The sequence below is a fragment of the bacterium genome (assembly GCA_019637795.1).
Taxonomy (GTDB): Bacteria; Desulfobacterota; Binatia; order HRBIN30; family CADEER01; genus JAHBUY01.
Window position 1 is genome coordinate 243,875 of sequence record JAHBUY010000003.1, and the last position, 22,638, is coordinate 266,512.

20 protein-coding genes are annotated in these 22,638 nt (G+C 71.2%); 12 read left to right on the forward strand and 8 right to left on the reverse strand.

All coding sequences use genetic code 11. The features are described 5' to 3' along the window. Nucleotides 1-36: 36 nt before the first annotated feature. From KF840_11105 to KF840_11115, 3 genes are read right to left on the reverse strand one after another with little or no spacing between them, the layout of a single operon-like run. Nucleotides 37-1,002, reverse strand: a complete 966-nt coding sequence (locus KF840_11105) for an NAD-dependent epimerase/dehydratase family protein (protein MBX3025440.1) — start codon at nt 1,000-1,002, stop codon at nt 37-39. Then, nucleotides 999-1,922, reverse strand: a complete 924-nt coding sequence (locus KF840_11110) for a formyltransferase (protein ID MBX3025441.1) — start codon at nt 1,920-1,922, stop codon at nt 999-1,001. Before KF840_11110 ends, KF840_11105 begins: the two co-directional genes overlap by 4 nt. A gap of 1 nt (nt 1,923) precedes the next feature. Further along, complete coding sequence (locus tag KF840_11115) at nt 1,924-2,976, reverse strand: glycosyltransferase (GenBank protein ID MBX3025442.1); 1,053 nt, start codon at nt 2,974-2,976, stop codon at nt 1,924-1,926. 138 nt (nt 2,977-3,114) lie between these two features. Between KF840_11115 and KF840_11120 the strand changes: the two genes are divergently transcribed. From KF840_11120 to KF840_11160, 9 genes are all read left to right on the forward strand, one after another. After that, a complete protein-coding gene (locus tag KF840_11120) occupies nt 3,115-4,551 on the forward strand; it encodes a hypothetical protein (protein ID MBX3025443.1) in 1,437 nt (478 codons plus the stop codon). Between the two features lie 423 nt (nt 4,552-4,974). Further along, the gene (locus tag KF840_11125) at nt 4,975-5,796 is read left to right on the forward strand and encodes a symmetrical bis(5'-nucleosyl)-tetraphosphatase (GenBank protein MBX3025444.1); all 822 of its coding nucleotides are present in this window, start codon (nt 4,975-4,977) and stop codon (nt 5,794-5,796) included. 62 nt (nt 5,797-5,858) lie between these two features. Further along, nucleotides 5,859-6,803, forward strand: a complete 945-nt coding sequence (locus tag KF840_11130) for an LLM class F420-dependent oxidoreductase (protein ID MBX3025445.1) — start codon at nt 5,859-5,861, stop codon at nt 6,801-6,803. A gap of 128 nt (nt 6,804-6,931) precedes the next feature. Then, nucleotides 6,932-7,342 (forward strand): hypothetical protein, encoded by a 411-nt coding sequence (locus KF840_11135; GenBank protein ID MBX3025446.1) that lies wholly within the window; start codon nt 6,932-6,934, stop codon nt 7,340-7,342. A gap of 1 nt (nt 7,343) precedes the next feature. After that, a complete protein-coding gene (locus tag KF840_11140; protein ID MBX3025447.1) occupies nt 7,344-7,697 on the forward strand; it encodes a hypothetical protein in 354 nt (117 codons plus the stop codon). 86 nt (nt 7,698-7,783) lie between these two features. After that, nucleotides 7,784-9,376 (forward strand): amino acid permease, encoded by a 1,593-nt coding sequence (locus KF840_11145; protein MBX3025448.1) that lies wholly within the window; start codon nt 7,784-7,786, stop codon nt 9,374-9,376. 155 nt (nt 9,377-9,531) lie between these two features. After that, nucleotides 9,532-11,967: a sodium-translocating pyrophosphatase gene (locus KF840_11150; GenBank protein MBX3025449.1), complete on the forward strand. Its 2,436-nt coding sequence runs from the start codon at nt 9,532-9,534 to the stop codon at nt 11,965-11,967. A 141-nt stretch (nt 11,968-12,108) separates the two neighbouring features. After that, nucleotides 12,109-13,155: a selenide, water dikinase SelD gene (selD, locus tag KF840_11155; GenBank protein MBX3025450.1), complete on the forward strand. Its 1,047-nt coding sequence runs from the start codon at nt 12,109-12,111 to the stop codon at nt 13,153-13,155. Nucleotides 13,156-13,227: 72 nt separating this feature from the next. After that, nucleotides 13,228-15,033, forward strand: coding sequence for a lytic transglycosylase domain-containing protein (locus KF840_11160; GenBank protein MBX3025451.1), 1,806 nt, complete (start codon nt 13,228-13,230; stop codon nt 15,031-15,033). 36 nt (nt 15,034-15,069) lie between these two features. Here KF840_11160 and KF840_11165 read toward each other — a convergent pair whose 3' ends face one another. The 5 genes from KF840_11165 to KF840_11185 form a co-directional block, all read right to left on the reverse strand. Then, nucleotides 15,070-16,986 carry a universal stress protein gene (locus KF840_11165; GenBank protein ID MBX3025452.1) on the reverse strand — a complete coding sequence of 639 codons (1,917 nt, stop codon included), beginning with the start codon at nt 16,984-16,986 and terminating at the stop codon, nt 15,070-15,072. 132 nt (nt 16,987-17,118) lie between these two features. Then, complete coding sequence (locus tag KF840_11170) at nt 17,119-17,271, reverse strand: hypothetical protein (protein ID MBX3025453.1); 153 nt, start codon at nt 17,269-17,271, stop codon at nt 17,119-17,121. Nucleotides 17,272-17,295: 24 nt separating this feature from the next. Beyond that, nucleotides 17,296-18,900 carry a sodium:calcium symporter gene (locus KF840_11175; GenBank protein MBX3025454.1) on the reverse strand — a complete coding sequence of 535 codons (1,605 nt, stop codon included), beginning with the start codon at nt 18,898-18,900 and terminating at the stop codon, nt 17,296-17,298. A gap of 75 nt (nt 18,901-18,975) precedes the next feature. Further along, nucleotides 18,976-19,113: a hypothetical protein gene (locus KF840_11180; GenBank protein ID MBX3025455.1), complete on the reverse strand. Its 138-nt coding sequence runs from the start codon at nt 19,111-19,113 to the stop codon at nt 18,976-18,978. A gap of 76 nt (nt 19,114-19,189) precedes the next feature. Continuing rightward, nucleotides 19,190-19,528, reverse strand: a complete 339-nt coding sequence (locus KF840_11185) for a hypothetical protein (GenBank protein MBX3025456.1) — start codon at nt 19,526-19,528, stop codon at nt 19,190-19,192. Between the two features lie 152 nt (nt 19,529-19,680). Between KF840_11185 and KF840_11190 the strand changes: the two genes are divergently transcribed. From KF840_11190 to KF840_11200, 3 genes are all read left to right on the forward strand, one after another. Further along, the gene (locus tag KF840_11190) at nt 19,681-21,117 is read left to right on the forward strand and encodes an NAD-dependent succinate-semialdehyde dehydrogenase (GenBank protein MBX3025457.1); all 1,437 of its coding nucleotides are present in this window, start codon (nt 19,681-19,683) and stop codon (nt 21,115-21,117) included. Between the two features lie 373 nt (nt 21,118-21,490). Next, on the forward strand, nt 21,491-22,468 hold the full coding sequence (locus KF840_11195; protein ID MBX3025458.1) for a sulfate ABC transporter substrate-binding protein: 978 nt from the start codon (nt 21,491-21,493) through the stop codon (nt 22,466-22,468). Between the two features lie 4 nt (nt 22,469-22,472). Continuing rightward, nucleotides 22,473-22,631 carry a hypothetical protein gene (locus KF840_11200; GenBank protein ID MBX3025459.1) on the forward strand — a complete coding sequence of 53 codons (159 nt, stop codon included), beginning with the start codon at nt 22,473-22,475 and terminating at the stop codon, nt 22,629-22,631. The last annotated feature ends 7 nt before the right edge of the window (nt 22,632-22,638 follow it).

Here is a 22,638-nt window from a genome sequence, read left to right on the forward strand (position 1 = left end):
GCGTTCAGCCGCCGCGTCCTCGTCGCCGCGCCCGCGTCATGCCCGTCGCCCCTCGCCCTGGAACCATTCGATGGTCTTGCGCAGGCCGTCGTCGAGCGGGGTCGCGGCGGTGACGCCGAGGATGGTGCGCATCCTGGTGACGTCGGGAACGCGGCGGCCGATGTCCTCGTAGCTGTCGCCGTAGATCTTCGCCTGCGGCACCAGCTCGATGCGGCTCGACGAGCCGGTGACGGCGATGATCCGCTCGGCGAGCTCGAGGATGGTGGTCTCGACGTCGGTGCCGATGTTGAACACCTCGCCGTTGGTGCCGTCGCCGACGCCGGCGGCGATGGTGGCGCGGATGGCGTCGTCGATGTAGGTGAAGCAGCGCGTCTGCATGCCGTCGCCGATCACCGTCAGCGGCTCGTTGCGCAGCGCCTGGCCGAGGAAGATGGTGATGACGCGGCCGACGTCGAGCTTGTCGAGGCGCGGGCCGTAGACGTTGAAGTAGCGGGTGATCGTCACCGGCAGCCCCATGGCGTGGTAGGCGAAGCAGAAGTGCTCGCCCACCGCCTTCGAGGTCGAATAGCACCAGCGGTCGATGCGGGTGGAGCCGAGCACCCGGTCGTCGTCCTCGCGCCACGGCACCTTGGGATTGCGCCCGTACACCTCCGAGGTGGAGCTGAAGACCACCTTGCGCTGGTGCTTGAACGCCAGCTTGAGCACCGATTGGGTGCCGTTGACGTTGACGTTGAGCACCTCGAAGGGATCGCCGACGTAGTGCTCGACCCCGACCACCGCCGCCAGGTGGTAGATCAGGTCGGCCTTGGCGATCAGGCCTTCGAGGATCTCGAGGTCGAAGATGCTGTCGCGCACGTAGTGGAACCCGGGTGTGCCGATCAGGTGGCGGGTCTTGGCGACCGAGCCGTTGTCGAGCACGAACACCTCGTCGCCGCGCGCCAGGAAGCCGTCGGCGAGATGCGAGCCGACGAAGCCGCCGCCGCCGGTGATCAGAACCTTCATGCCAGCATCATCCCTTCCGCGACGCCGGCGCGGCGGGCCCAATCGCTCGCCGGTCGTTCGTCGTCATTGGCCGCCTGGACGCGCAGCAGGCGGAGGCGTCCGCGTCCGCTCTGCACCGCCACGCCGTGGTCGTCGACGGCGATCACGGTGCCCGGCGGCGCGCCGCCGCTGCCGTCCTCGGCCCGCGCCCACCACACCAGCAGCGGCGCGCCGTGCCAGCGCGCGAAGGCGCCGGGATACGGGTGGGTCACGGCGCGCACCAGGTCGTAGAGCTGGCGCGCCGGCCGCTGCCAGTCGATCGCCCCGTCCTGCGGCCCGCGGCCGCCGAAGTAGCTGCCGGCGGCGACGTCCATCGGCCGGCGCGGCGCCGTGCCGGCGCAGAGCGCCGGGTAGGCGGCGCGCAGCATCGCCGCCGCCGCGGCGGCCTGCTTGCGGTAGAGGGTGATGGCGGTGTCGTCGGCGGCGATCGCCACCCGGCGCTGGGCGACGATGTCGCCGGCGTCGGCGCGCGCCACCATGTGGTGCAGCGTGACCCCGGTCTCGCGTTCGCCGTGCACCAGCGCCCAGTTGGTCGGGCAGCGGCCGCGATAGCGCGGCAGCAGCGAGCCGTGGACGTTGAGCGCTCCGCGCGCCGCCACGTCCAGCACCGCCTGCGGCAGCAGCCGGCGGTAGTAGAAGGAGAACAGGAAATCGGGCCGCCACGCCCGCAGCCGCGCCAGCCACTCCGGCGCGCCGAGCGGCGCGTCGACGAACACCGGCAGACCGCGCGCCTGCGCCAGCTCGCGCACCGAGCGGAACCAGCCGCGGTCGGCGGGATCGTCGGCGTGGGTGAACACCGCCGCCACTTCCGCCCCGAGCTCGAGCAGGGTGGAGAGACAGACGACGCCGAGCTCCGAGTTGGCGCAGACCACCGAGCGCATCTCAGCGCTGCGGCTCCCCGTGCCGGTAGACCGCGCGCACCCGGTACGGGGGACGCTGTCGCACCTCGAGATAGATGCGGCCGATGTACTCGCCGACCAGGCCGACGGCGAGGATCAGCAGGCCGAGGAAGACGAACAGGATGGCGAAGAGCGTGAACACGCCCTCCACCTCGGGACCGACGATCAGCCGGCGGATGAAGAGGAAGACGCCGAAGCCGACGCCGGCGAGCGCGACCGCGACCCCGGCCAGCGAGACGAGCTGGATCGGCACCAGCGAGAAGCCGGTGAGCAGATCGAAGCCCAGCCGCATCAACTTCATCGGCTTGTAGCGCGACGTGCCGTCGGCGCGCTCGGCGTGCCCGACCTCGATCTCGGTGGTCTGGCGCGCCAGGGCGTTGGCCAGCGCCGGGATGAACAGCGAGCGTTCGTTGCACTCGACGATCTGCTCGACGATCTCGCGCCGGTAGGCGCGCAACATGCAGCCGTAATCGCGCATCGGCACGCCCACCGCCGCCGCGGTGGCGCGGTTCACCATCGCCGACACGGCGCGCCGCAGCCACGGGTCCTGGCGGTTCTCGCGCCAGGTGCCGACGACGTCGTTGCCGGCCTCGATCTGCTCGACCAGGCGGCCGATCTCCTCCGGCGGGTTCTGCAGGTCGGCGTCGAGGGTGACGACGATCGCGCCGCGGCTGGCGGCGAACCCCGCGACCACCGCCGCGTGCTGGCCGGAGTTGCGGCTGAGCTCGACGACCGTGACCCGGGCGTCGCGCGCCGACACCTCGCGCAGGCGCGCCAGCGAGTCGTCCTGGCTGCCGTCGTCGACGAAGATCACCTCGCTCGATCGCCCCAGACCGTCGAGCACCTGCAGCAGCCGCTCGCACAGCAGAGGGATGGTGCGCGCCTCGTTGAACACCGGGATGACGACCGAGACCTCCAGGGCCGGATCGACCCGCTCCCCGCGCACCGCGCCAAGCCGTACCGTGCCGCGCTCCACGGTCAGCTTGTACCAAACGCGGTTCGGCAGGGGTATCCCGCCGCCGCCGCCATTTCTCATCCGCCGGCGCGCGCTGTCGGCGCGCCGTTCGCTCCCCGGACGCCATGGGGCGGCTGAGACAGGCGCTGCGACCAGTCAGCCCGTAGGACCTTGTCTCAATCGGCGGCGCGGGCGATGAGGTGGCCAGGGGGACGAACGATGCGCGGGGGATTGCGACCACCGGTGGTGGCGGCGGTGTGGCTGATGGCGTGCGCCACGGGGGCGCGCGCGCAGGCGCTGGAGGCGTCGCGGCTGCTGCCGCGCAGCGGCTGCGCGGTCGACTGCAATCGCGACGGCGCGGTGCGCGTCGACGAGCTGTTGCGCGCCGTTTCGATCGGCCTCGGGGCCGATCCGCTGGCGCGCTGCGCCGCCGCCGACCGCGACGGCAGCCGCGACGTCACGGTCGACGAGATCCTCGCCGGCATCGCCGCCACGCTCGACGGCTGCGCGCCGTCGGGCAGCGATCCCGGCCCCGCCCCCTGGCAACTGGTGCCGCGCCAACAGGTGATCAGCCGCTGCGGCCTCGACCCCGACCGGCTCGACGCCGCCGACGCGCGCATCGCCCGCCCCTACGCGGTGATCCGCTACGGCCAGCTCTGCCACGTGTACTACCCCGAGGGCAGCGACCCGCCGGGCGAGGTGTTCTCGACCACCAAGACCCTCGGCGCGCTCACCACCGGCATCGCGGCGTACCAGTCCCGCGACCTGCCGCGCAGCGGACGCAAGACCGGGCCGCTCGCCGACGACGACCGCGTCGACCACTGGCTCGACAGCGTCACCTTCAACCCCGAGGCGCGGATCGCCCATGTGCTCGCCATGCTGGCGCACAACGAGGACCTCGCGTACGGCCGCCGGACCTACACCTACGACATCTTCGGATCGGTGCAGATCAACCGCCTGAGCGACGTCATCAACGCCGTCGTCGCGCAGGACCCGGAACGCCTCGGCACCAACCTCGAGCAGTTCGTCCAGCGCTTCGTCTTCGGCCCGCTGGGCATGACGGACTCGCTCTGGAGCGGGCACAACGCCAACAAGCTCCTCGGCTTCAGTTGGATCTCGACGGTACTCGACATGGCGCGCGTCGGCCTGCTCGTCCTGCACGACGGCGTCTGGTCGGGTGACCGCGTCCTCGATGCCGACTGGACCTACAAGATGACCCACCCGTCGTTCGAGGACGCCAACACCGCCTACGGCTACCTCACCTGGCTCAACAGCGACTCGAACTACACCCAGGGGCTGACCAACGGCCCCAAGCAGCAGGGGCCGCTCGATCCGTGCGCGCCCGTGGCGCTCTGGCCGGCCTACCCGCACGGTCTCTCGGAGGCGCCGGACTGCCACTACGATCCGCCCTACGCCTGCGACCAGCCGCTCGACGTCGGCATGTGGTTCGCCGCCGGCCTGGGCGGACAGTACATCGTCGGCCATCGCGCCCTCGATCTGCTGCTGGTGGTGAAGAATTCGCCGGGCAACGCCGCCGATCTCTGGGCCGACGTGCGGCCGGCGCTGGTCGCGCTCGACCCCGCGCACCCCGGCGACGAGGACGCCTTCTGCACCGACTACGCCGCCGGGGGATACGCGCCCGACCTGCTCGACTAGCCCGGATCATTCACGAGCTCGCGTCGCGAGAGCGCCGAGGGTGCGCCAGATCTGGCCCAGCGCAGCGACGACCGACGCAGGCAGACTCGACAGTCTGTCGAGGAGGGAGGAGCGAGCACGGCCAGAGATGGCGTGCCGTCGGCGCTCGCAGTAGCGAACTCGTGAATAATCCGGGCTAGCCCCGATGTGACGAAAACATTTCACCACGGAGGCACGGAGACACGGAGTAACCGGGACAAGAGGGGGTTCGGGGGCGAGATCCCCAACGCCATCAGCAATGGCCATGGGGATCGCGCCCACCCGCCATTCCCACGCTGCCCCCTCCGTGTCTCCGTGTCTCCGTGGTGAAGGTGTTTTGTCGTATCGAGGCCAGACCGGCCAGGCTGGCGGCGCCGCCGCGGATCGGACACATTCGATCCACGCATGGCGATCTACGCGATCAGCGACGTCCAGGGCTGCGCGGCGACGCTCGATCGCCTGCTCGCGAGCCTGCCGCTGCGCGCCGACGACCGCCTGTGGTTCGTCGGCGACCTGGTCAACCGCGGGCCCGCCTCGGCGGCGGTGCTGCGCGACGTGCGCGACCTCGGCGGGCGCGCGGTGGTCGTGCTCGGCAACCACGACCTGCACCTGCTGGCGCGGGCCGCCGGACTGGTCGCCGCCAAGAAGCGCGATACCATCGAGGACGTGCTCGCCGCCCCGGATGGCGAGGCCCTCTGCGCCTGGCTGCGCGCGCGCCCGGCGCTGCACCGGGAGGGCGACCGGCTCCTCGTCCACGCCGGGCTGCCGCCGGGGTGGACCGCCGCCGCGGCGCAGCGCCGGGCGGCGGCCGCCGCCGCGGCGTTGCGCGGTCCGGACGGCGCCCGCGTCGCCGCCGCCGCGTCCCGGCCGCCGCCGGCGCTGCCCGCCGCCGCCGGCTCCGCCGACCCGGCCGCGGTGCTCGCGGCGCTGACCAGCCTGCGCACCCTGCGCGCCGACGGCACGCCCGACTGGACGTTCAAGGGCCCCCCGGCCGAGGCGCCGCGCGGCAACCTGCCGTGGTTCGCCGCGCCGGGCCGCCGCACCGCCAGCGCCACCGTGATCTTCGGCCACTGGGCGCGCCTCGGCCTGCACCTCGAGCCCGCCGTCATCGGCATCGACACCGGCTGCGTCTGGGGCAACGCCCTGACGGCAGTGCGGCTCGAGGACCGCCGCGTCTTCCAGGTCCCGTGCGCCGACGCCGTCGCCGCGGTTCCCGACGGCGACTGATCGCCGCGCGCAGCGGCCGCGCGCCCTGCCCTTTCGCCGGCGGCTGCGCTACCAGGCGATGCATGACGCCGCTCCGCTTCTCCGTCCAGACGCCGATCGAGGGCACGACCTTCGCCGCGCTCGCCCGCCACTGGCAGCGGGCCGAGGAGCTCGGCTACGACGCCGCCTGGCTCGACGACCACTTCTACGGCGTCGCCACCCCGCGGTCGGACGACTCGCTGGAGTGCTGGACGCTGATGTCGGCGCTGGCGCGCGAGACCTCGCGCCTGCGCTTCGGCACCCTGGTGGTGTGCAACGGCTACCGCCACCCGCCGCTGCTGGCGAAGATGGCGGCGACGCTCGACCACGTCTCCGGCGGCCGCCTCGAATTCGGGCTCGGCGCCGGCTGGTACGAGGACGAGTACCGCGCCTACGGCTTCGACTTCCCGCCGATCGGCGAGCGCCTGGCGCGCCTCGAGGAGGCCCTGCGGATCTGCCAGGCGATGTGGCGCGACGAACGGGCGACGGTCGCCGGGCGCTACTACCGGGTGACCGACGCGTGGTGCAATCCGAAGCCGCTGCAGCGGCCGTGGCCGCCGATCATGATCGGCGGCGGCGGCGAGCGGGTGCTGCTGCGCCTGGTCGCCCGCTACGCCGATCGCTGGAACTTCGGCGGCAGCGTGGCGGCGTTCCGGCACAAGATCCCGATCCTCGAGCGCCACTGCGCCGCCGTCGGCCGCGATCCGGCGGCGATCGAGCGGAGTTGGTTCGGCAACGTCATCATCGAGCCGACGCAGGCGGCGCTCGACGCCCGCCTCGCCAAGCGCCGCGCCCGCGGCCACGGCGACGCCTACGGCCTCGACGCCATGGTCGGCACGCCGGAGCAGATCATCGCCCGCCTGCGCGAGTACGTCGCCCTCGGCGTCACCCACTTCATCGGCATGTTCGGCCGCGTCGACCGCCTCGGGGCCACCGAGCTCTTCGCCCGCGAGGTCATGCCCGCCTTTCGCTCGTCAGGGGGACATTGACGCCGAGAACCACGAAGGCCGGTTCACCGCGCGCGCCGGCTGTCGTATCGTCGGCGTGCCGCGAACGAAGCGGCGTGCCGATTGATTTCACCTTCGTCACCGACGCGTGGCCATCGAAAGGTTCGTCCATGATCCGCAAGCTGCCCCTGTGCGCCTCCGTGCTCTCCCTGCTCCTGCTCAGCGCCGTCCACGCCCAGAGCCCGGCCGATTGGATCAAGCGGATCCTCGACCCGGCGAAGATCGGGGTGACGCCGCCGGAGGGGGCGACGCTGAATCGCAAGCTGACGGTGGATTATCTCAGCAAGCAGGATCCGCCGGCGGAGATGGCGGTGTACATGATGCCGCTCGCTCAGCTCCACGCCGCCGCGGAACACTTCGCCAAGACGCTCGGCGTCGCGCCGGAGACCTCCGGCAGCGGCGAGTACGAGATCAATCGTTTCGCCGTGCCGGCGAAACGCCTGACGATCATGCTCGCCAAGTCGCAGTTCGTCGACGACAAGCTGCAGATCACCATGACCTACCTGCCGCCGGGGCAGTGACATGCGCCGCCGCCTCGCCATCCCGCTCGCCCTGCTGCTCGGCGCCGCCGCGGCCACGGCCCGCGTCACGCCCGGACCGGCGGTCACCGACGCCAACGTCCTCGAGCGCGTCCGCCTCCTCCGCTCCCCGGCCGAGCAGCTCGCGCTCGCCGACTACTACGCCGCCAAGGCGGCCGCCGAGGGGCCGCGGATCGACTTCTACGAGCAGCTCTTCCGCGCCTACAACGCGCTCGAGGGCAAGGCCTACGACCCGCTGCGCGAGCAGGCGCGCGACCTGCTGAAGGCCGCCCGCCAGACCCGCAAGCACCTCGAGATCCTCGCCACCGCCCACCGCAACCGCGCCACCGCCCCGTGACCGGCGGCGGCGCGGTCCCGCCGCGCCGGAGGCGATTTGCGGCCCGGGCCGCCGGCGTGCCATGGCCGGCCTCCGGGAGGGCCGCGATGCGAGCCGAACGCCGCGACGAGCTGATCCGCCAGGACGTGCGCGATCTGCACGCCCTGGGATACGCGCAGCAGCTCTACCGCGAGATGGGCGGGTTCTCGAACTTCGCCATCTCGTTCTCGATCATCTCGATCCTCACCGGCGCCATCCAACTGTTCGGCTACGGCCTGCAGTTCGCCGGTCCGGCGATCAACACCTACGGCTGGCCGCTGGTGAGCCTGTTCGTGCTCTGCATCGCCGCCTCGATGGCGGAGCTGGCGTCGGCGTACCCGACCGCCGGCGGCCTGTACTTCTGGGCGCATCGGCTGGGCGGCCATCGCTGGGCGTGGATCACCGCCTGGTTCAACATGATCGGCCAGGTCACCATCACCGCCGGCATCGACTACGCGGCGGCCACCACGCTGCTCGGCGCGATCAACCGCATCGCCGGCACGGCGCTGCCGACCGACACCACCGCCACGGTGATCGCGATGGTGCTGATCATGATCCCGCAGATCCTCATCAACTGCTTCGGCATCCGCCTGACCTCGGCGCTGAACGACTTCAGCGTCTGGTGGCACATCGGCGGCGTGCTGGTCATCGCCGGGCTGCTGATCGCGCTCGGCTCGCACGCCCAGCCGCTCGGCTTCCTGTTCACCGCGCAGCGGTCCGTCGACCCGGCCGCGCTCGGCGCCACCTTCACCGTCGGCCCGTTCGCCTTCGATTCGCTGATGTTGCGTCTGCCCGGCCTCGGGGCGGTGTACGCGAGCGGCGGCCTCGGCCTGGCGTTCGTGCTCGGGCTGTTGCAGGCGCAGTGGACCTACACCGGCTACGACGCCTCGGCGCACGTCGCCGAGGAGACGGTGATGGCGCGCCTCAACAGCGCCTGGGGCGTGTTCCTGTCCGTCGCCGTCTCGGCGGTGGTCGGCTACGCGATGCTGCTGATCCTGACGCTGCACGTGCCGGATCTCGCCGCCACCGTCGACCCCGCCAACGCGCCGGCGGTGCTCTATCTCGTCTACGCCAACCTGCCAGCCGCGGCCGCCCACCTGGTGGCGGTGATCATCGTCGTCGCCATGTGGCTGTGCGGGCTGTCCTCGATCACCAGCATGAGCCGCATGTGGTTCGCCTTCGCGCGCGACGGCGGCATGCCCGGCTACACGTTGGTCCGCCGCATCCACCCGCGCTGGCGGACGCCGATCTGGTCGATCGTCATCACCTCGGCGCTGGCCGTCCTGCTCACCGTCTATGCGGCCCTCTACTCGGTGGTGGTGGCAATCAGCACGACGGCGCTCTACCTCGCCTACGCGATTCCCATCTGGCTCAACCTGCGCAACAAGCTGCGCCGCCGCGGCGAGTTCACCACGCCCCGGCTGGCGCCGTGGAGCCTCGGTCGCTGGGGGGTGCCGCTCAACGCCATCGCCCTCGCCTGGGTGGCCTGCATCACCCTCCTCTTCTCCATCCCGCCCAACGAGCTCGCCGGCTGGTCGATCGTCGCCCTCTGCCTCTTCATGGCGCTCTACTGGGCGGTCGACGCCCGCCATCGCTTCACCGGTCCGCAGCGCAGCAGCGAGGCCGAGCTGCGCCGCATCGAGCAGTCGCTGGAGGCGTGAGCCCCGCACCGCCGTGGCCCGCGTCGCGGCGGCGCGGCCCCCGACGTGCCCGGGCTGGGGGCCCAACGACGGCTCCCGCCGCCGCCCCACCTTTACTTGCGCGGCGGGAATCGTGTACGGCTTGCGGGTTTGGGGGCTTCCAGAAGAGGAGATTTATGACGATGCGGCCGATGATGACCCTGATCCCGACCCTGCTCGGCGTCCTTGGCGTCAGCCCGGTGCTGGCCCAGGAGGCGGCGAGCCACAGCGAGCTCGACCTCGTCCTGCCCGACCTGAGCCAGGTCATGATGATGGGCACCAGCGGCCGGAGCCTGTTGTTCGGCGGCCTGCTCGTCTGCCTGGCCGGCCTCGGCTTCGGCCTGTGGATCTACACCCAGCTCAAGAACATGCCGGTCCACAAGTCGATGCTCGAGATCAGCGAGCTGATCTACGAGACCTGCAAGACCTACCTGATCACCCAGGGCCGGTTCATCCTGATCCTCGAGCTGTTCATCGGCTCGATCATGGTCGTCTACTTCTGGCTGCTGCGCGACATGGCGCTGTACCGGGTGGCGATCATCATCCTGTTCAGCCTGATCGGCATCGGCGGGAGCTACACGGTGGCCTGGTTCGGCATCCGCGTGAACACCTTCGCCAACTCGCGCACCGCCTTCGCGGCGCTCGAGGGACGGCCCTTCCCCTGCTACGCCATCCCGTTGAAGGCCGGCATGAGCATCGGCACGCTGCTCATCTCGATCGAGCTGCTGCTGATGCTGCTGGTGCTGCTGTTCGTGCCGCGGGACATGGCGTACGCCTGCTTCATCGGCTTCGCCATCGGCGAATCGCTCGGCGCCTCGGCGTTGCGCATCGCCGGCGGCATCTTCACCAAGATCGCCGACATCGGCTCCGATCTGATGAAGATCGTCTTCAACATCAAGGAAGACGATGCCCGCAACCCGGGCGTGATCGCCGACTGCACCGGTGACAACGCCGGCGACTCGGTCGGCCCGACCGCCGACGGCTTCGAGACCTACGGCGTCACCGGCGTGGCGCTGATCTCCTTCATCCTGCTCGCCGTGCCGCATGCGGAGGTGCAGGGGCAGTTGATCGTCTGGCTGTTCGCGATGCGCGTCATGATGATCGTCGCCAGCATCCTCTCGTACGCGATCAACGAAGGCATCCAGTCGGGCAAGTACGCGTCGGCCACCAACATGAACTTCGAGCACCCGCTCACCTTCCTGGTGTGGCTGACCTCGATCGTCTCGGTGGTGATCACCTACGTCGCCTCCTACCTGCTGATCCCCAACCTGGGCGGCGACGGCACGCTGTGGTGGAAGCTGTCGACGATCATCACCTGCGGCACGCTGGCCGGCGCCATCATTCCCGAGGTGATCAAGGTCTTCACCTCGACCAACTCCGGCCACGTCCGCGAGTGCGTCGAGGCCTCCAAGGAGGGCGGCGCGTCGCTCAACGTGCTCGCCGGTCTCACCGCCGGCAACTTCTCCGCCTACTGGATGGGCCTGGTGATCGTCGGCCTCATGGGCATCGCCTACTTCGTCAGCCACGCGGGCCTCGGCGCGACCCTGGCCGACGGCAAGCCGCTGATGCTGGCGCCGGCGGTGTTCTCCTTCGGCCTGGTCGCCTTCGGCTTCCTCGGCATGGGCCCGGTGACCATCGCGGTCGACTCCTACGGCCCGGTGACCGACAACGCGCAGTCGGTGTACGAGCTGTCGCTGATCGAGAACGTCCCCAACGTCAAGCAGGAGATCAAGAAGCAGTTCGACTTCGACGTCGACTTCGAGCGCGCCAAGGCGTTCCTCGAGGAGAACGACGGCGCCGGCAATACCTTCAAGGCGACCGCCAAGCCGGTGCTCATCGGCACCGCGGTGGTCGGCGCGACGACCATGATCTTCTCCATCGTCATGGCCCTCACCCATGGCCTGACCGAGAACATGAGCCTGCTGTCGATTCTCCACCCGCCGTTCCTGTTCGGCCTCATCCTCGGCGGCTCGGTGATCTACTGGTTCACCGGCGCCTCGACCCAGGCGGTGTCCACCGGCGCCTATCGCGCCGTCGAGTTCATCAAGCGCAACATCAAGCTCGAGGGCGTCGAGAAGGCGTCGATCACCGACTCGAAGAAGGTGGTCGAGATCTGCACCCAGTACGCGCAGCGTGGCATGTTCAACATCTTCCTCGTCATCTTCTTCTCCACCCTCGCCTTCGCCTTCGTCGAGCCCTTCTTCTTCATCGGCTACCTGATCTCGATCGCCATCTTCGGCCTCTTCCAGGCGGTGTTCATGGCCAATGCCGGCGGCGCCTGGGACAACGCCAAGAAGGTGGTCGAGACCGAGCTGCGGGCGAAGAACACGCCGCTGCACGAGGCGACGGTGGTCGGCGACACGGTCGGCGATCCGTTCAAGGACACCTCGTCGGTGGCCATGAACCCGATCATCAAGTTCACCACCCTGTTCGGCCTGCTCGCCGTCGAGCTCGCCGTCAGCCTCGGCCAGCACGCGCCCACCGCCAACACGCTGCTGGCCGTCGCCTGCTTCGGCATCTCGGTGGTGTTCGTGTACCGCTCCTTCTACGGCATGCGGATCAAGAACGACTGACACCGATGGCGGCGCGGCGATCCGCCGCGCCGCCATCGCCACCTCGCGGGGCCTGGGCGCGGCGGCCCGGCCGCGTTCGTTCTCCGCGGCGCGACCGCGCCGCGGTTGTCCGCGGACGGCCGTCCCGCTAACCGCTGACGCATGACCGACGACGTCCGTCTCACCGCGCTCAGCCAGGCCGGCGGGTGCGCCCGCAAGCTCGCCGCCGGGGACCTGGTCCAGGTCCTGAGGCAGCTTCCGTCCGCCGCGCACCCGTGGGTCGCGCCCGATGTCGGCGCGATGGAGGACGCGGCGCTGCTGACGCCGCCGGGGAGCGGGGCGCTCGTCTTCACCGTCGACTTCATCACCCCGCTCGTCGACGACCCCGAGACCTTCGGCGCCGTCGCCGCCGCCAACGCGATCAGCGACGTGTACGCGATGGGCGGCGAGCCGCAGGCGGCGCTCGCGGTGTGCGCCTTCCCCGACGACCGGCTGCCGCTGTCGGTGCTCGAACGGATCTTCCGCGGCGGCCGCGACAAGGCCGCCGAGGCCGGCTGCGCGATCGCCGGCGGCCATACCATCAGGGGCCCGGAGCTCACGTACGGCCTGTGCGTCGTCGGCAGCGTCGACCCCGCCCGGGTGATGACGCAGACCCGGGCGCGCCCCGGCGACGCCCTGGTGCTCACCAAGCCGCTCGGCTTCGGCATCGCCACCCAGGCGATCAAGAAGCAGATGCTGGCGGCGGCGGACCTGGCCGAGGTCACCCGCCTGATGACGACGCTCAACAAGACCGCCAAGGACGCCGCGCTGGCCGCCGGCGCCCGCGCCGCCACCGACGTCACCGGCTTCGGCCTCCTCGGCCACCTGCGCAACCTGCTGCTCGGCTCCGGCGTCGCGGCCCGGCTGCGTGCCTCGCAGGTCCCCCTGCTGCCCTTCGCCCGCGACCTGGCGCGCGCCGGGGTCGTGCCGGGCGGCACGCGCACCAACCTCGCCGCCGCGACGGCGCACTGCGAGTGGGCGGCGGACGTCGATGAGGTGGATCGCCTAATGCTCGCCGACGCCCAGACCTCCGGCGGCCTGCTGATCGCCGTGGCGGCCGAGCGCGCCGCGGCGCTCGCCGCCGACCTGCAGGCGCGCGGCGCCCCGGCGGGCGCGGTGATCGGCGAGGTGATCGACGGCATCCCCGGCCATGTGGAGTGCGGCGCGTAGGCGCCGCGTCCGGCCGCTGCCCGGCGTCGAGCGGGTGCGCGCCGCCGCGGCGAGCGCTATGCTGCGGCGACCGTGAGCCGCCGCCTGATCGCACTCGCCGTCGCGCTGCTGGCGCTGCCGGCGGTCGCCGCGACCCGTGACGTCGACGTCCCCCTGTCGCTCGATCACGCGTTCGTCCGCAAGATGCTGGTCGAGCAGGTGTACACGTTGCGCGACAACACCGTGCGGGTCTGGGACGACGGATCCGGCTGCAACGTCATGATCCTCTCCAACCCGCGCGTCGACTCGGTTGGCGGGCGGCTGCGGGTGGTCAGCGACGGCCTGGCGAGGGTCGGCACGGCGGTGGGCAACAGTTGTCTCACCGCGCTCGACTGGACCGGCACCGTCGAGGTGCTGGAGGAGCCGACCCTCGATGCGAACGCGCCGGTGGTGCGCTTCCGCGTCGTCGACACCAATCTCTACGGCACGGACGGCAAGAAGCGGATCACCGGCACCGTCTGGGACTGGGTGAAGCAGTACGTCCACCCGCGCTTCGAGGCGGTGACCATCGACCTGGCGCAGCCGCTCGCCGAGCTGCGCGACTTCCTGCCCAGCGTGCTGCCCGATGGCGGCGAGCGGGCGCAGCGTCTGATCGACTCGCTGCGCCTGGTCGGGGCGGCGGTGACCGACGCCGGCCTGCGCCTCGACGTCCGCTTCGAGGTCGAGGAGGCGACGCTGGTCGAGGAGCCGCTGGCGCCCGGCCCCGAGCCGACGCTCAGCGCGCAGGAGATCGCGGCCTGGAACGCCGCCTGGGAGCAGTGGGACGCCTTCGTCACCTTCGTCGCCAAGAACGCCGCCGGCGACGCCCTCGCGGCGCAGCGGCAGGCGCTCTTCGACGTGCTGATCGAAGCCCGCTACGACCTGCTCGACGCGCTCGCGCCGGCCCATCCCGGGGCCCCGGATCCGGTGCGCCCCCTCTTCGTCAAGACCTGGGGGCGCCTGGCGCCGGTGCTGCGCGACATTAGCCTCGGCCTGCCCGGCGAGGGCGCGCTGCGTTACCTCACCTTCATCACCGCCGCCGACGCGCTGCGCGCCATCGATGCGCTCGGGCCGTCGAGCGGCCTCGACATCTCCGCCGACGGCCTGCGCCGCCTGGCGCGCATGATCGCGCCGAGCGCGCCCGGGGATCCGCTGACCTACGACGAGGCCGTCGATCCGCTGCTGCGGGAGCGCTTCGGGTTCGGCCCGCCGCCGCCCGCGCCGGCGCCGAATCCCGACGTCGACCTGAGCTGGCTGTGGCCCGCCGCCGCCTGGGCCGCCGAGCCGGCGGCGCGGCTCAACCACTGGGTGCCGTCGCGGGACGACCTCGACCAGTACCTGCCGCTGGTGCGCGAGCTGCTCGGCCAGACCGCCGACGCGACGCTGGACAGCAAGGAGCTGAAGAGCGAATTCCACCAGCTCTACCGCTGGCTGGTGCTCGCCACCGCCTGGAAGGAGAGCTGCTGGCGCCAGTTCGTCCGCGTCAACGGCCGCATCCGGCCGATGCTCTCGGGAGCCGGCGCCGTCGGCATCATGCAGGTGCTGCCCCGCGTCTGGCGCGGCTTCTACGAGGTCGGCGGCCTGCAGCAGGACATCGCCTACAACGCTCGCGCCGGCGCCGAGATCCTCCTCCACTACCTGCGCGATTACGCCGTCGCCAAGGGCGAGCACACCGCCACCGGCAGCATCGACAACCTCGCTCGTTCCACCTACGCGATGTACAACGGCGGCCCCGGCCAGGTGCGCCGCTACCGCGCCGACAAGGTCAAACGCAGCCTGCGCGACATCGACGACGGCTTCTGGGACAAGTACCGCAAGGTCAAAGCGGGCAACGAGCTCGCCGTCGCGGAGTGTTACTAGCCCGGATCCGGCACGGCGAACCCGCGCCGGCCGCCGTCAGCTATGCAGCAGCAGATGGCAGCTCGGCGGCAACTGCCGGACCAAGCCGTTGATCACGTGGCCGCGCAGGAGGTGGTAGATGGCGCCGCGCCGGCTGACGCCCATCATCACCGTGTCCACCCCCAGCTCGCGGGCGGCGCGCGCGATGCCCTCGGCGGCGCTGTAGGAGATGGTCCAGACCGGCAGGAGATTCGCGCCCTCGCTCTGTGCCACGCGGGCGGCGAAGAGCAGCGTATCGCGCCCCTCGGGGTCCGGCTCGCTGGCGGCGCTGCCGACGAACAGACCGGGCCGCTCCTCGACGTAGAGCGCGTAGATGGTGGTGCCGCCGCGGCCGCGCTCGCGGCGCACCGCTTCGCTCACCAGCAGGGCGTTCGGGCCGCGCAGCGCCACCAGCGTGGTCGACGGGTAGAGCTGGCGCAGGTCCTGCGCGTCGCTCAGGCTGATCAGCTCCGGCACCTCCTCGGTGACGCCGTGCGCCCGGATGATGCGCTCGGCGGTGCGACGGCGGACGAACGGCAGGCGGTAGAGGACGTCGTGGAAGCGCTTCTGCTGCGCGCCGATGGCGACCGCCATGCCCACCGCGGTCAGGCCGCCGCCGAAGAAGGTGGCGAGCGGCTTGGTCACCAGGTTCACGCACCACGACACCAGCACCATGGCGGTGGTGAACACGCCGACCCAGAAGTAGGCGCTGCGCTGCCCGTCGCGCCAGCGCAGGACGTCGAGCCCGAGCGAGCTGAGGACGAAGGCGCCGAGGAGGCCGAAGGCGTACATCTCGCCGAGGATGGTGAGATTGCCGGCGGTGCCGAGCACCACCAGCACCGGCACGACGGTGGCGATGGCGATCGCCCAGTGCGGCGTGCCGAAGCGACGGTTGCGGGCGGTGATGAAGCCGGGGAAGAAACCCTGGCGCGCCAGCGCCAGGAACACGTGGTAGCCGCCGATGATCGCCGTGTTGGCGGCGAACAGCAGCAGCACCGACGCGGTCGTCACCACCGCGATCTTCACCGGCAGCCCGCCCCACATCGCGCCGAGCTCGGAGATGAAGCGTTCGGTCTCGTGCGCCTTCAGCGCCTCGGGCAGGAGCGCGACCGAGAACAGGGTGAGCAGCGGCGAGGTGACCAGGATCGAGGCGATGACCAGGTACATGCCGCGGCTGGCGGTGCCGCGCAGCGGCTCGCGCATCGCCGGGCTCAACTGGCTGATGCTCTCCAGGCCCGAGAAGGCGAGCCAGGCGCCGGCGAACCCGACCAGGAAGGTGGTCGGGGTCAGCGTCGAGCCGAGCGTCAGGTGATGCCAGATGAGCTCCCAGTGCGGCGGGCCGATGTGCCACCAGGTGACGCCGACCACCACCAGGTCCACGGTCAGCGCCGCCACCGCCATCACCAGCGAGATGATCGCGCTCTCGCGGATGCCGATCAGGTTGATGGCGGCGAGGAAGAGGAGCGCGCCGACGCTCAGCCCGATGATGTGCGGGTCGAGGCTCGCGAACAGGCTCGCCAGGTAGTTCATCCCCGACACCGACGAGATCGCCGAGGTGAGGAAGTAGTCGACGGTGATCAGCATACCGCCGAAGCACCCCCAGCGCGGGTTGAAGGCCTTGGTGGCGACGGTGACCACGCCACCGCCCTCCGGGTTGCGCCAGCAGATCTCGACGTACTTCGCCGCCAGCAGCAGGAACCCGGCGGTGGTGCCGAGCACGAACAGCGGCGCCAGCGGGCCGACCTGGCTGTAGAGGATGCCGGGGACGTAATAGACGGAGGTGCCGATGTCGCAGAACACCACCGCCCACACGAGCAGCGGCGACAGCAGCTTCGGCTGCGACTCGTGATGCGCCGGCGCCTGTGACGGCGCCGCGTCGATGGGCGCGCCGGGCGCGCCGGGAAGTGGAGAGGCGGTCGCCTCGGCAGAGCTCATCTGGGGGCTGGTGGCGGCGTGAAGCAGCGGCAGCATGGCGCACGGTCGGGCGCCGGTCAATCGCGCCGCGCCGCCGCGCCGACGGATCGCGACGGTCAGGGCGGCGGCGGCCGGAACGGGCGCTGATCGCGCCTATTCGAGCCGCTCATCGGTCTCGATCTCGAGCGGGGCGTGCAGATGGCCCTTGGTGGTCGGCGTCGTCAGCACGCGCCAGAAGCAGTAGACGGTCAGCGTCACCACCGACCCCACTGAGACGATCATGAGGAACCAGCCCATGGCGGTCATCGCATGCGCTCCCTTCCCGCCCGCTCAGCGCGGCGCGCCGGCGCGGCCCTCGCGGTCCCAGCGCCGCTCCGCCAGCCGCACCAGGACCAGCAGCAGCGCCAGCACGGCGAGCATGTAGACGGCGGTGAGCATCGCCTCCGGGCGCTCGAGGATCGAACGGGCCTGCGCGCCGAGGTTCTGGTAGGCGAAGCTGCCGAGGATCAGCGCCAGGTAGACCGGGCAGACGTAGCGGATGATCGGCGCGAAGATCCCGGGAATGCGCAGGTCGCTGCCGCGGTTGGCCTCGCGCAACCCGCGCTCGGCGCCCATCGCCCAGCCGAACAGCAGCACCTCGAAGAACGCCAGCACCACCATCGCCAGGCTGCCGATCCAGAAATCCATGACGTCGAGCGCCACGCCGTCGCGCGTGAACCACGCCACCAGCAGCGTGCCGGGCAGGGTGATCAGCGCCAGCGCCGTCATCGCCGGGCGGCGGCCGAAGCCGAACCCCTCCTCGAGGAAGGCGATCGCCGGTTGCAGCATCGAGATCGAGCTGGTGACGGCGGCGAGGAAGAGCAGCCCGAACCACAGGAAGCCGAAGAAGGCGCCGAGCGGCAGATACTGGAAGGTCACCGGCACGGCGTGGAAGCCGAGCCCGAAGGTCGAGCCCGCCACCGCCGCCAGCGGCGCGGCGCCGAGAAAGATGAACGCCGCCGGAATGGTGATCAGACCGCCGAGGCAGACCTCGCAGAACTCGTTGGCCGACGACGCGGTGAGCGCCGACAGCGCCACGTCGTCGGTCGGCTTCAGGTAGCTGGCGTAGGTGATGATGATCCCGAAGCCCACCGACAGGGTGAAGAAGATCTGCCCCGCCGCCTCGAGCCAGACGCGCGAGTCGGCGAGGGCGGAGAACATGCCGGCGCCGGGCGCGATCGGCTTCGGGTTCCACATGAAGCCGAGGCCGTTGATGACGTTCTGCTCCGGCAGCGCCGGATTCGGCGTGCCGAGCGTCAGCACCCGCGCCAGCACGATCAGCGCCGCGATCACCAGGGCGGGCATGGCCCACTGGCAGAACTTCTCGATGCCGCCGGCGAGGCCGCGATAGATCAGGAAGAAGTTGAACGCGACGCAGGCGACCAGCGCCAGCAGCGCCGGGCTGGCGCCGCGGAACAGCGCGCCGTCGGCGGCGACGCCGATGAAGTCGTTGAAGAAGGAGGAGAAGTAGGCCTGGTAGGCCGCCGGATCGCCGCCCGGGGCGATGGCGCCGGTGAGATAGAACCAGGCGTAGGCCAGACACCACGCCTCGATGAAGACGTAGTACATGTAGATCCCCACCGGCACGAACACGGCGAGCGCGCCGAAGCCGCTCGACGACCGCGACCGCCAGATGACGCGGAAGATCCCCGGCGCCGAGTTGAAGCCGTGCCGCCCGCCGTGACGGCCGATGGTCCACTCCACCCAACAGATGGGAATGCCGATCACCAGCAGCGAGATGAAGTAGGGGATCAGGAAGGCGCCGCCGCCGTACAGCGCGGCGCGGCCGGGGAAGCGGAGGAAGTTGCCGAGGCCCACCGCGGAGCCGGCGACGGCGAGGATCACCCCCACCTTCGTCGACCACGCCTCCACCCGTCGCTTGCTTGCCTCCGCCATGCGCCCTCCCGCCTCGTCGGCTCCGCTCGCCGGGCGCCGCGCCGCGCGCGGCGCCCGGCGGCGAACCTGGTCACGTCAGAAGAGATAGTGTGCCACCACCATGATCGCGACCGGTATGGCCACGAACATGATGGCGATGCGGACCAGTATCACCAGACCCGCGCGCGTCCCAGCCGCGGCGGGCTCGCTGTCGGCCTGCTGTTCGTCGCTCATCGCAACCTCCTGAAGATGTGGATCGGACGGCGCGAGGCGATCGCGCCGCTGCCCCAGGACGTCGAGGAGCGGACGGTCAGGAGGATTCGTCGGGCGCGCGGCTCAGGCGGCGCGCCGGCACACGCCGGCGGCGCCGGAACGGGATCGGCGGGGCGGCGCTGGCGCCGATCGCCGCCAGGACGCGACCGGCTCGCACCGCCGCATCGCGCGGCACCGCGTCGCCGGTCGGCTGCGGTCGGGAGAGCTGCGCCACCTGCTCGCCCGCGACGGGCGAACGCAGCGCCAGCGTATCCGCCGGCTGCTCGCTCGCCGCCAGCACCGCGCCCGCCGCGCCGATCGCGCGGCTCGGCCACCAGGCACCGCTGCCGCACCAGGCGACGGCGAGCAGGACCATGAGGACGCGCCAGCGATGCACCGGGCGACTAGAGCAGCCGCCCGGCGACCGGGCAAGCCCGCCAGCACGGCGGCCCCACGGCGAGCGGGCGACGGCGCGATGCGCGCGCCAGCGTCGCGCTCCGGGCGCGGTTCGAAGCGGCGCCCGGCGGCGAATTGGTGTATTCCCGGGCCATGACCGACCCGTACACCGAGCTCGCCATCGCCGGGGCGTGGCGCGCCGCCGCGGATGGCGCGCGTTTCGCCGTGCGCGAGCCGGCGACCGGCGCCGAGCTGGCCAGCGTCGCCGACGCGACCGTCGACGATGCGCTCGCCGCGGTCGCCGCGGCGCACGCCGCCGGTCCGGGCTGGGCGACGGCACCGCCGCGGCAGCGCAGCGACGTGCTGCGCCGCGCCTTCGAGCTCATGCTAACGCGCGCCGATCGGCTCGCCGAGCTGATCGTGCGCGAGAACGGCAAGCCGATCGCCGAAGCGCGCGGCGAGGTCGCCTACGCCGCCGAATTCTTCCGCTGGTTCTCGGAAGAGGCGGTGCGCCTCGACGGTCGATTCGCCACGGCGCCGGGCGGCGGCAACCGCATGCTCGTCCTGCGGCAGCCGATCGGCGTCGCGTTGCTGATCACGCCGTGGAACTTCCCGGCCGCGATGGCGACGCGCAAGATCGGCCCGGCGCTCGCCGCCGGCTGCACGGTCGTCCTGAAGCCGGCGACCGAGACGCCGCTCACCGCGCTCGCCGTCGCCGCCATCCTCGCCGAGGCCGGAGCGCCGCCGGGCGTGGTCAACGTCGTGCCGACGACGCGCAACGCCGCGGTGGCCGCCGCCATGCTCGCCGACCCGCGGGTGCGCAAGCTGTCGTTCACCGGTTCGACGGAGGTCGGCCGGCTCCTGCTCGCCCAGGCGGCGCAGCGGGTGGTGAAGTGCTCGATGGAGCTCGGCGGCAACGCGCCGTTCATCGTCTTCGCCGACGCCGACCTCGACGCCGCGATCGCCGGCGCCATGATCGCCAAGATGCGCCACAACGGCGAGGCCTGCACGGCGGCGAACCGCTTCTACGTCGAACGCGCCGTCGCCGACGAATTCAGCGACCGGCTGGCGCGCGCCATGGGCGGGCTCGCGATGGGCAACGGCCTCGACCCGGCGGTGCGCGTCGGCCCGCTGGTCAACGCCGAAACGCGCGCCAAGGTGGCGCGCCTGGTCGACGCGGCGCGCGGCGCCGGGGCGCGCGTGCGCGTCGGCGGCACGGCGCCGAGCGGCCCGGGCTTCTTCTATCCGCCGACGGTGCTGGATCGGGTGGCGCCCGACTCGCCGATCCTCGCCGAGGAGATCTTCGGCCCGGTGGCGCCGGTGGTCGCCTTCGACGCCGAGGAGGAAGCGATCCGCCTCGCCAACGCCACCGAGTACGGACTGGTGTCGTACGTCTACACCCGCGACCTCGGGCGCGCGCTGCGCGTCGCCGAGGCGCTCGAGGCGGGGATGGTGGCGCTCAACCGCGGCATCGTCTCCGACCCCGCGGCGCCCTTCGGCGGCATCAAGCAGAGCGGACTCGGGCGCGAGGGCGGCCCGGAAGGGATCCTCGAGTACACGGAGACGAAGTACGTCGCGGTGAGCTGGTAGCGCCTCCGCCGCGCGCCAGGCGCGCGGGCCGCCATCCCGCGCCCCTGCCGCGACCGTGTTCGACGAAATCCCATGTGCTCGACGAATACCATTGACTCTCACCAACCGCGCCGGTAACTCCACCGGCAATGCAGTCGTTCCGCCACATCGCGATGTGTTGTTGTCCGCAGGCCTGGGAGGCCTCTCGCGCCGGTGGTTACGCTGCGCCTGCTGCCGTCTGTCGCTGACGACGGCGCTACAACGCTGAACTGACCAAAGGCCCGGGAGGACGAATCCTCCCGGGCCTTTTCTTTTCGCGCCCCCGGCGCGGCTGGAGCGGCACTCGCCGCCCCCCGCGTCCGGCAACCACCAACCCATTCGGAGGAGAACACCCATGAAGACCTTTCTCGCTGCCCTGCTGTTGTTCGCCGCGCCCGCCTTCGCCGGCGATCAGCTCCTCAACGTCTCGTACGACCCGACGCGCGAGCTGTGGAAGGCGGTGAACGCCAGATTCATCCCCGCCTGGCAGCAGCAGACGGGTCAGACGTTCGAAATCAAGCAGTCGCACGGCGGCTCCGGCTCGCAGGCGCGCGCCGTCGTCGACGGCCTAGAGGCCGACGTCGTGACCCTGGCGATGTGGCCGGACACCGAGGCCATCCGCAAGGTCGGCCTGATCAGCGACGGTTGGGAGAGCCGGTTCCCGAACAACTCGACGCCCTACACCAGCACGATCGTCTTCCTGGTGCGCAAGGGAAATCCAAAGGGGATCAAGGACTGGAAGGACATCGTCAAGCCGGGTGTCGAGATCGTCACCCCGAACCCGAAGACATCGGGCAACGGCAAACTGAGCTTTCTGGCCGCCTGGGGCGCGGTGCTGGCCGGCGGCGGCAGCGAGGCCGACGCGAAGGAGTTCGTGACCAAGCTCTACCAGCAGGCCCCGGTGCTCGACGCCGCGGCGCGCGGCGCCAGCGTCACCTTCGCGCAGAAGGGCATCGGCGACGTGCAGCTCACGTGGGAGAACGAAGCCCACCTGCAGCTCAAGGAGACGCCGGGCGAGTTCGAGATCATCTACCCGTCGGTCAGCTTCCTGGCCGAGCCGCCCGTGGCGGTCGTCGACGTCAACGCGCGGCGGCACGGCACCACCGACGCGGCCACTGCCTACCTCAACTTCCTCTACACCCCGGAAGGCCAGGAGCTGATCGCGCAGAACTTCTATCGGCCGATCGATCAGACGGTGGCGGCGAAGTACCAGTCCACCTTCCCCGCCATCAGGTTCTTCACGGTCGATGCGGTCGCAAAGGGTTGGAACGATGCCTACGCAAAGTTCTTTGGCGACGGACAAGTCTTCGACGCCATCTACCAGCAGAAGTGACGTCATGCGGCCGACGTACGAGGAGCTGACCATGTTCATCGCCGACCGCGACCGTCCCGATCGCGCGCCGCAGATGCCGCTGCTCGGGCTCCTCTCCGGGCTGACCCTGGCGCTGGTCCTGTGGAGTGGCATCGCCTGGTTGGTGCTGGGCGTCCTGCGCTGAGCGTGGC

What these genes read in the sequence shown, in the direction of transcription:
- KF840_11130 (MBX3025445.1), top strand. Translation starts at nt 5,859, where the DNA reads ATGACGCCGCTCCGCTTCTCCGTCCAGACGCCGATCGAGGGCACGACC.
- KF840_11135 (MBX3025446.1), top strand. Translation starts at nt 6,932, where the DNA reads ATGATCCGCAAGCTGCCCCTGTGCGCCTCCGTGCTCTCCCTGCTCCTG.
- KF840_11145 (MBX3025448.1), top strand. Translation starts at nt 7,784, where the DNA reads ATGCGAGCCGAACGCCGCGACGAGCTGATCCGCCAGGACGTGCGCGAT.
- KF840_11140 (MBX3025447.1), top strand. Translation starts at nt 7,344, where the DNA reads ATGCGCCGCCGCCTCGCCATCCCGCTCGCCCTGCTGCTCGGCGCCGCC.
- KF840_11180 (MBX3025455.1), bottom strand. Translation starts at nt 19,113, where the DNA reads ATGAGCGACGAACAGCAGGCCGACAGCGAGCCCGCCGCGGCTGGGACG.
- KF840_11120 (MBX3025443.1), top strand. Translation starts at nt 3,115, where the DNA reads ATGCGCGGGGGATTGCGACCACCGGTGGTGGCGGCGGTGTGGCTGATG.
- KF840_11115 (MBX3025442.1), bottom strand. Translation starts at nt 2,976, where the DNA reads ATGAGAAATGGCGGCGGCGGCGGGATACCCCTGCCGAACCGCGTTTGG.
- selD (MBX3025450.1), top strand. Translation starts at nt 12,109, where the DNA reads ATGACCGACGACGTCCGTCTCACCGCGCTCAGCCAGGCCGGCGGGTGC.
- KF840_11195 (MBX3025458.1), top strand. Translation starts at nt 21,491, where the DNA reads ATGAAGACCTTTCTCGCTGCCCTGCTGTTGTTCGCCGCGCCCGCCTTC.
- KF840_11200 (MBX3025459.1), top strand. Translation starts at nt 22,473, where the DNA reads ATGCGGCCGACGTACGAGGAGCTGACCATGTTCATCGCCGACCGCGAC.
- KF840_11105 (MBX3025440.1), bottom strand. Translation starts at nt 1,002, where the DNA reads ATGAAGGTTCTGATCACCGGCGGCGGCGGCTTCGTCGGCTCGCATCTC.
- KF840_11125 (MBX3025444.1), top strand. Translation starts at nt 4,975, where the DNA reads ATGGCGATCTACGCGATCAGCGACGTCCAGGGCTGCGCGGCGACGCTC.
- KF840_11170 (MBX3025453.1), bottom strand. Translation starts at nt 17,271, where the DNA reads ATGACCGCCATGGGCTGGTTCCTCATGATCGTCTCAGTGGGGTCGGTG.
- KF840_11110 (MBX3025441.1), bottom strand. Translation starts at nt 1,922, where the DNA reads ATGCGCTCGGTGGTCTGCGCCAACTCGGAGCTCGGCGTCGTCTGTCTC.
- KF840_11165 (MBX3025452.1), bottom strand. Translation starts at nt 16,986, where the DNA reads ATGAGCTCTGCCGAGGCGACCGCCTCTCCACTTCCCGGCGCGCCCGGC.
- KF840_11190 (MBX3025457.1), top strand. Translation starts at nt 19,681, where the DNA reads ATGACCGACCCGTACACCGAGCTCGCCATCGCCGGGGCGTGGCGCGCC.
- KF840_11175 (MBX3025454.1), bottom strand. Translation starts at nt 18,900, where the DNA reads ATGGCGGAGGCAAGCAAGCGACGGGTGGAGGCGTGGTCGACGAAGGTG.
- KF840_11150 (MBX3025449.1), top strand. Translation starts at nt 9,532, where the DNA reads ATGACGATGCGGCCGATGATGACCCTGATCCCGACCCTGCTCGGCGTC.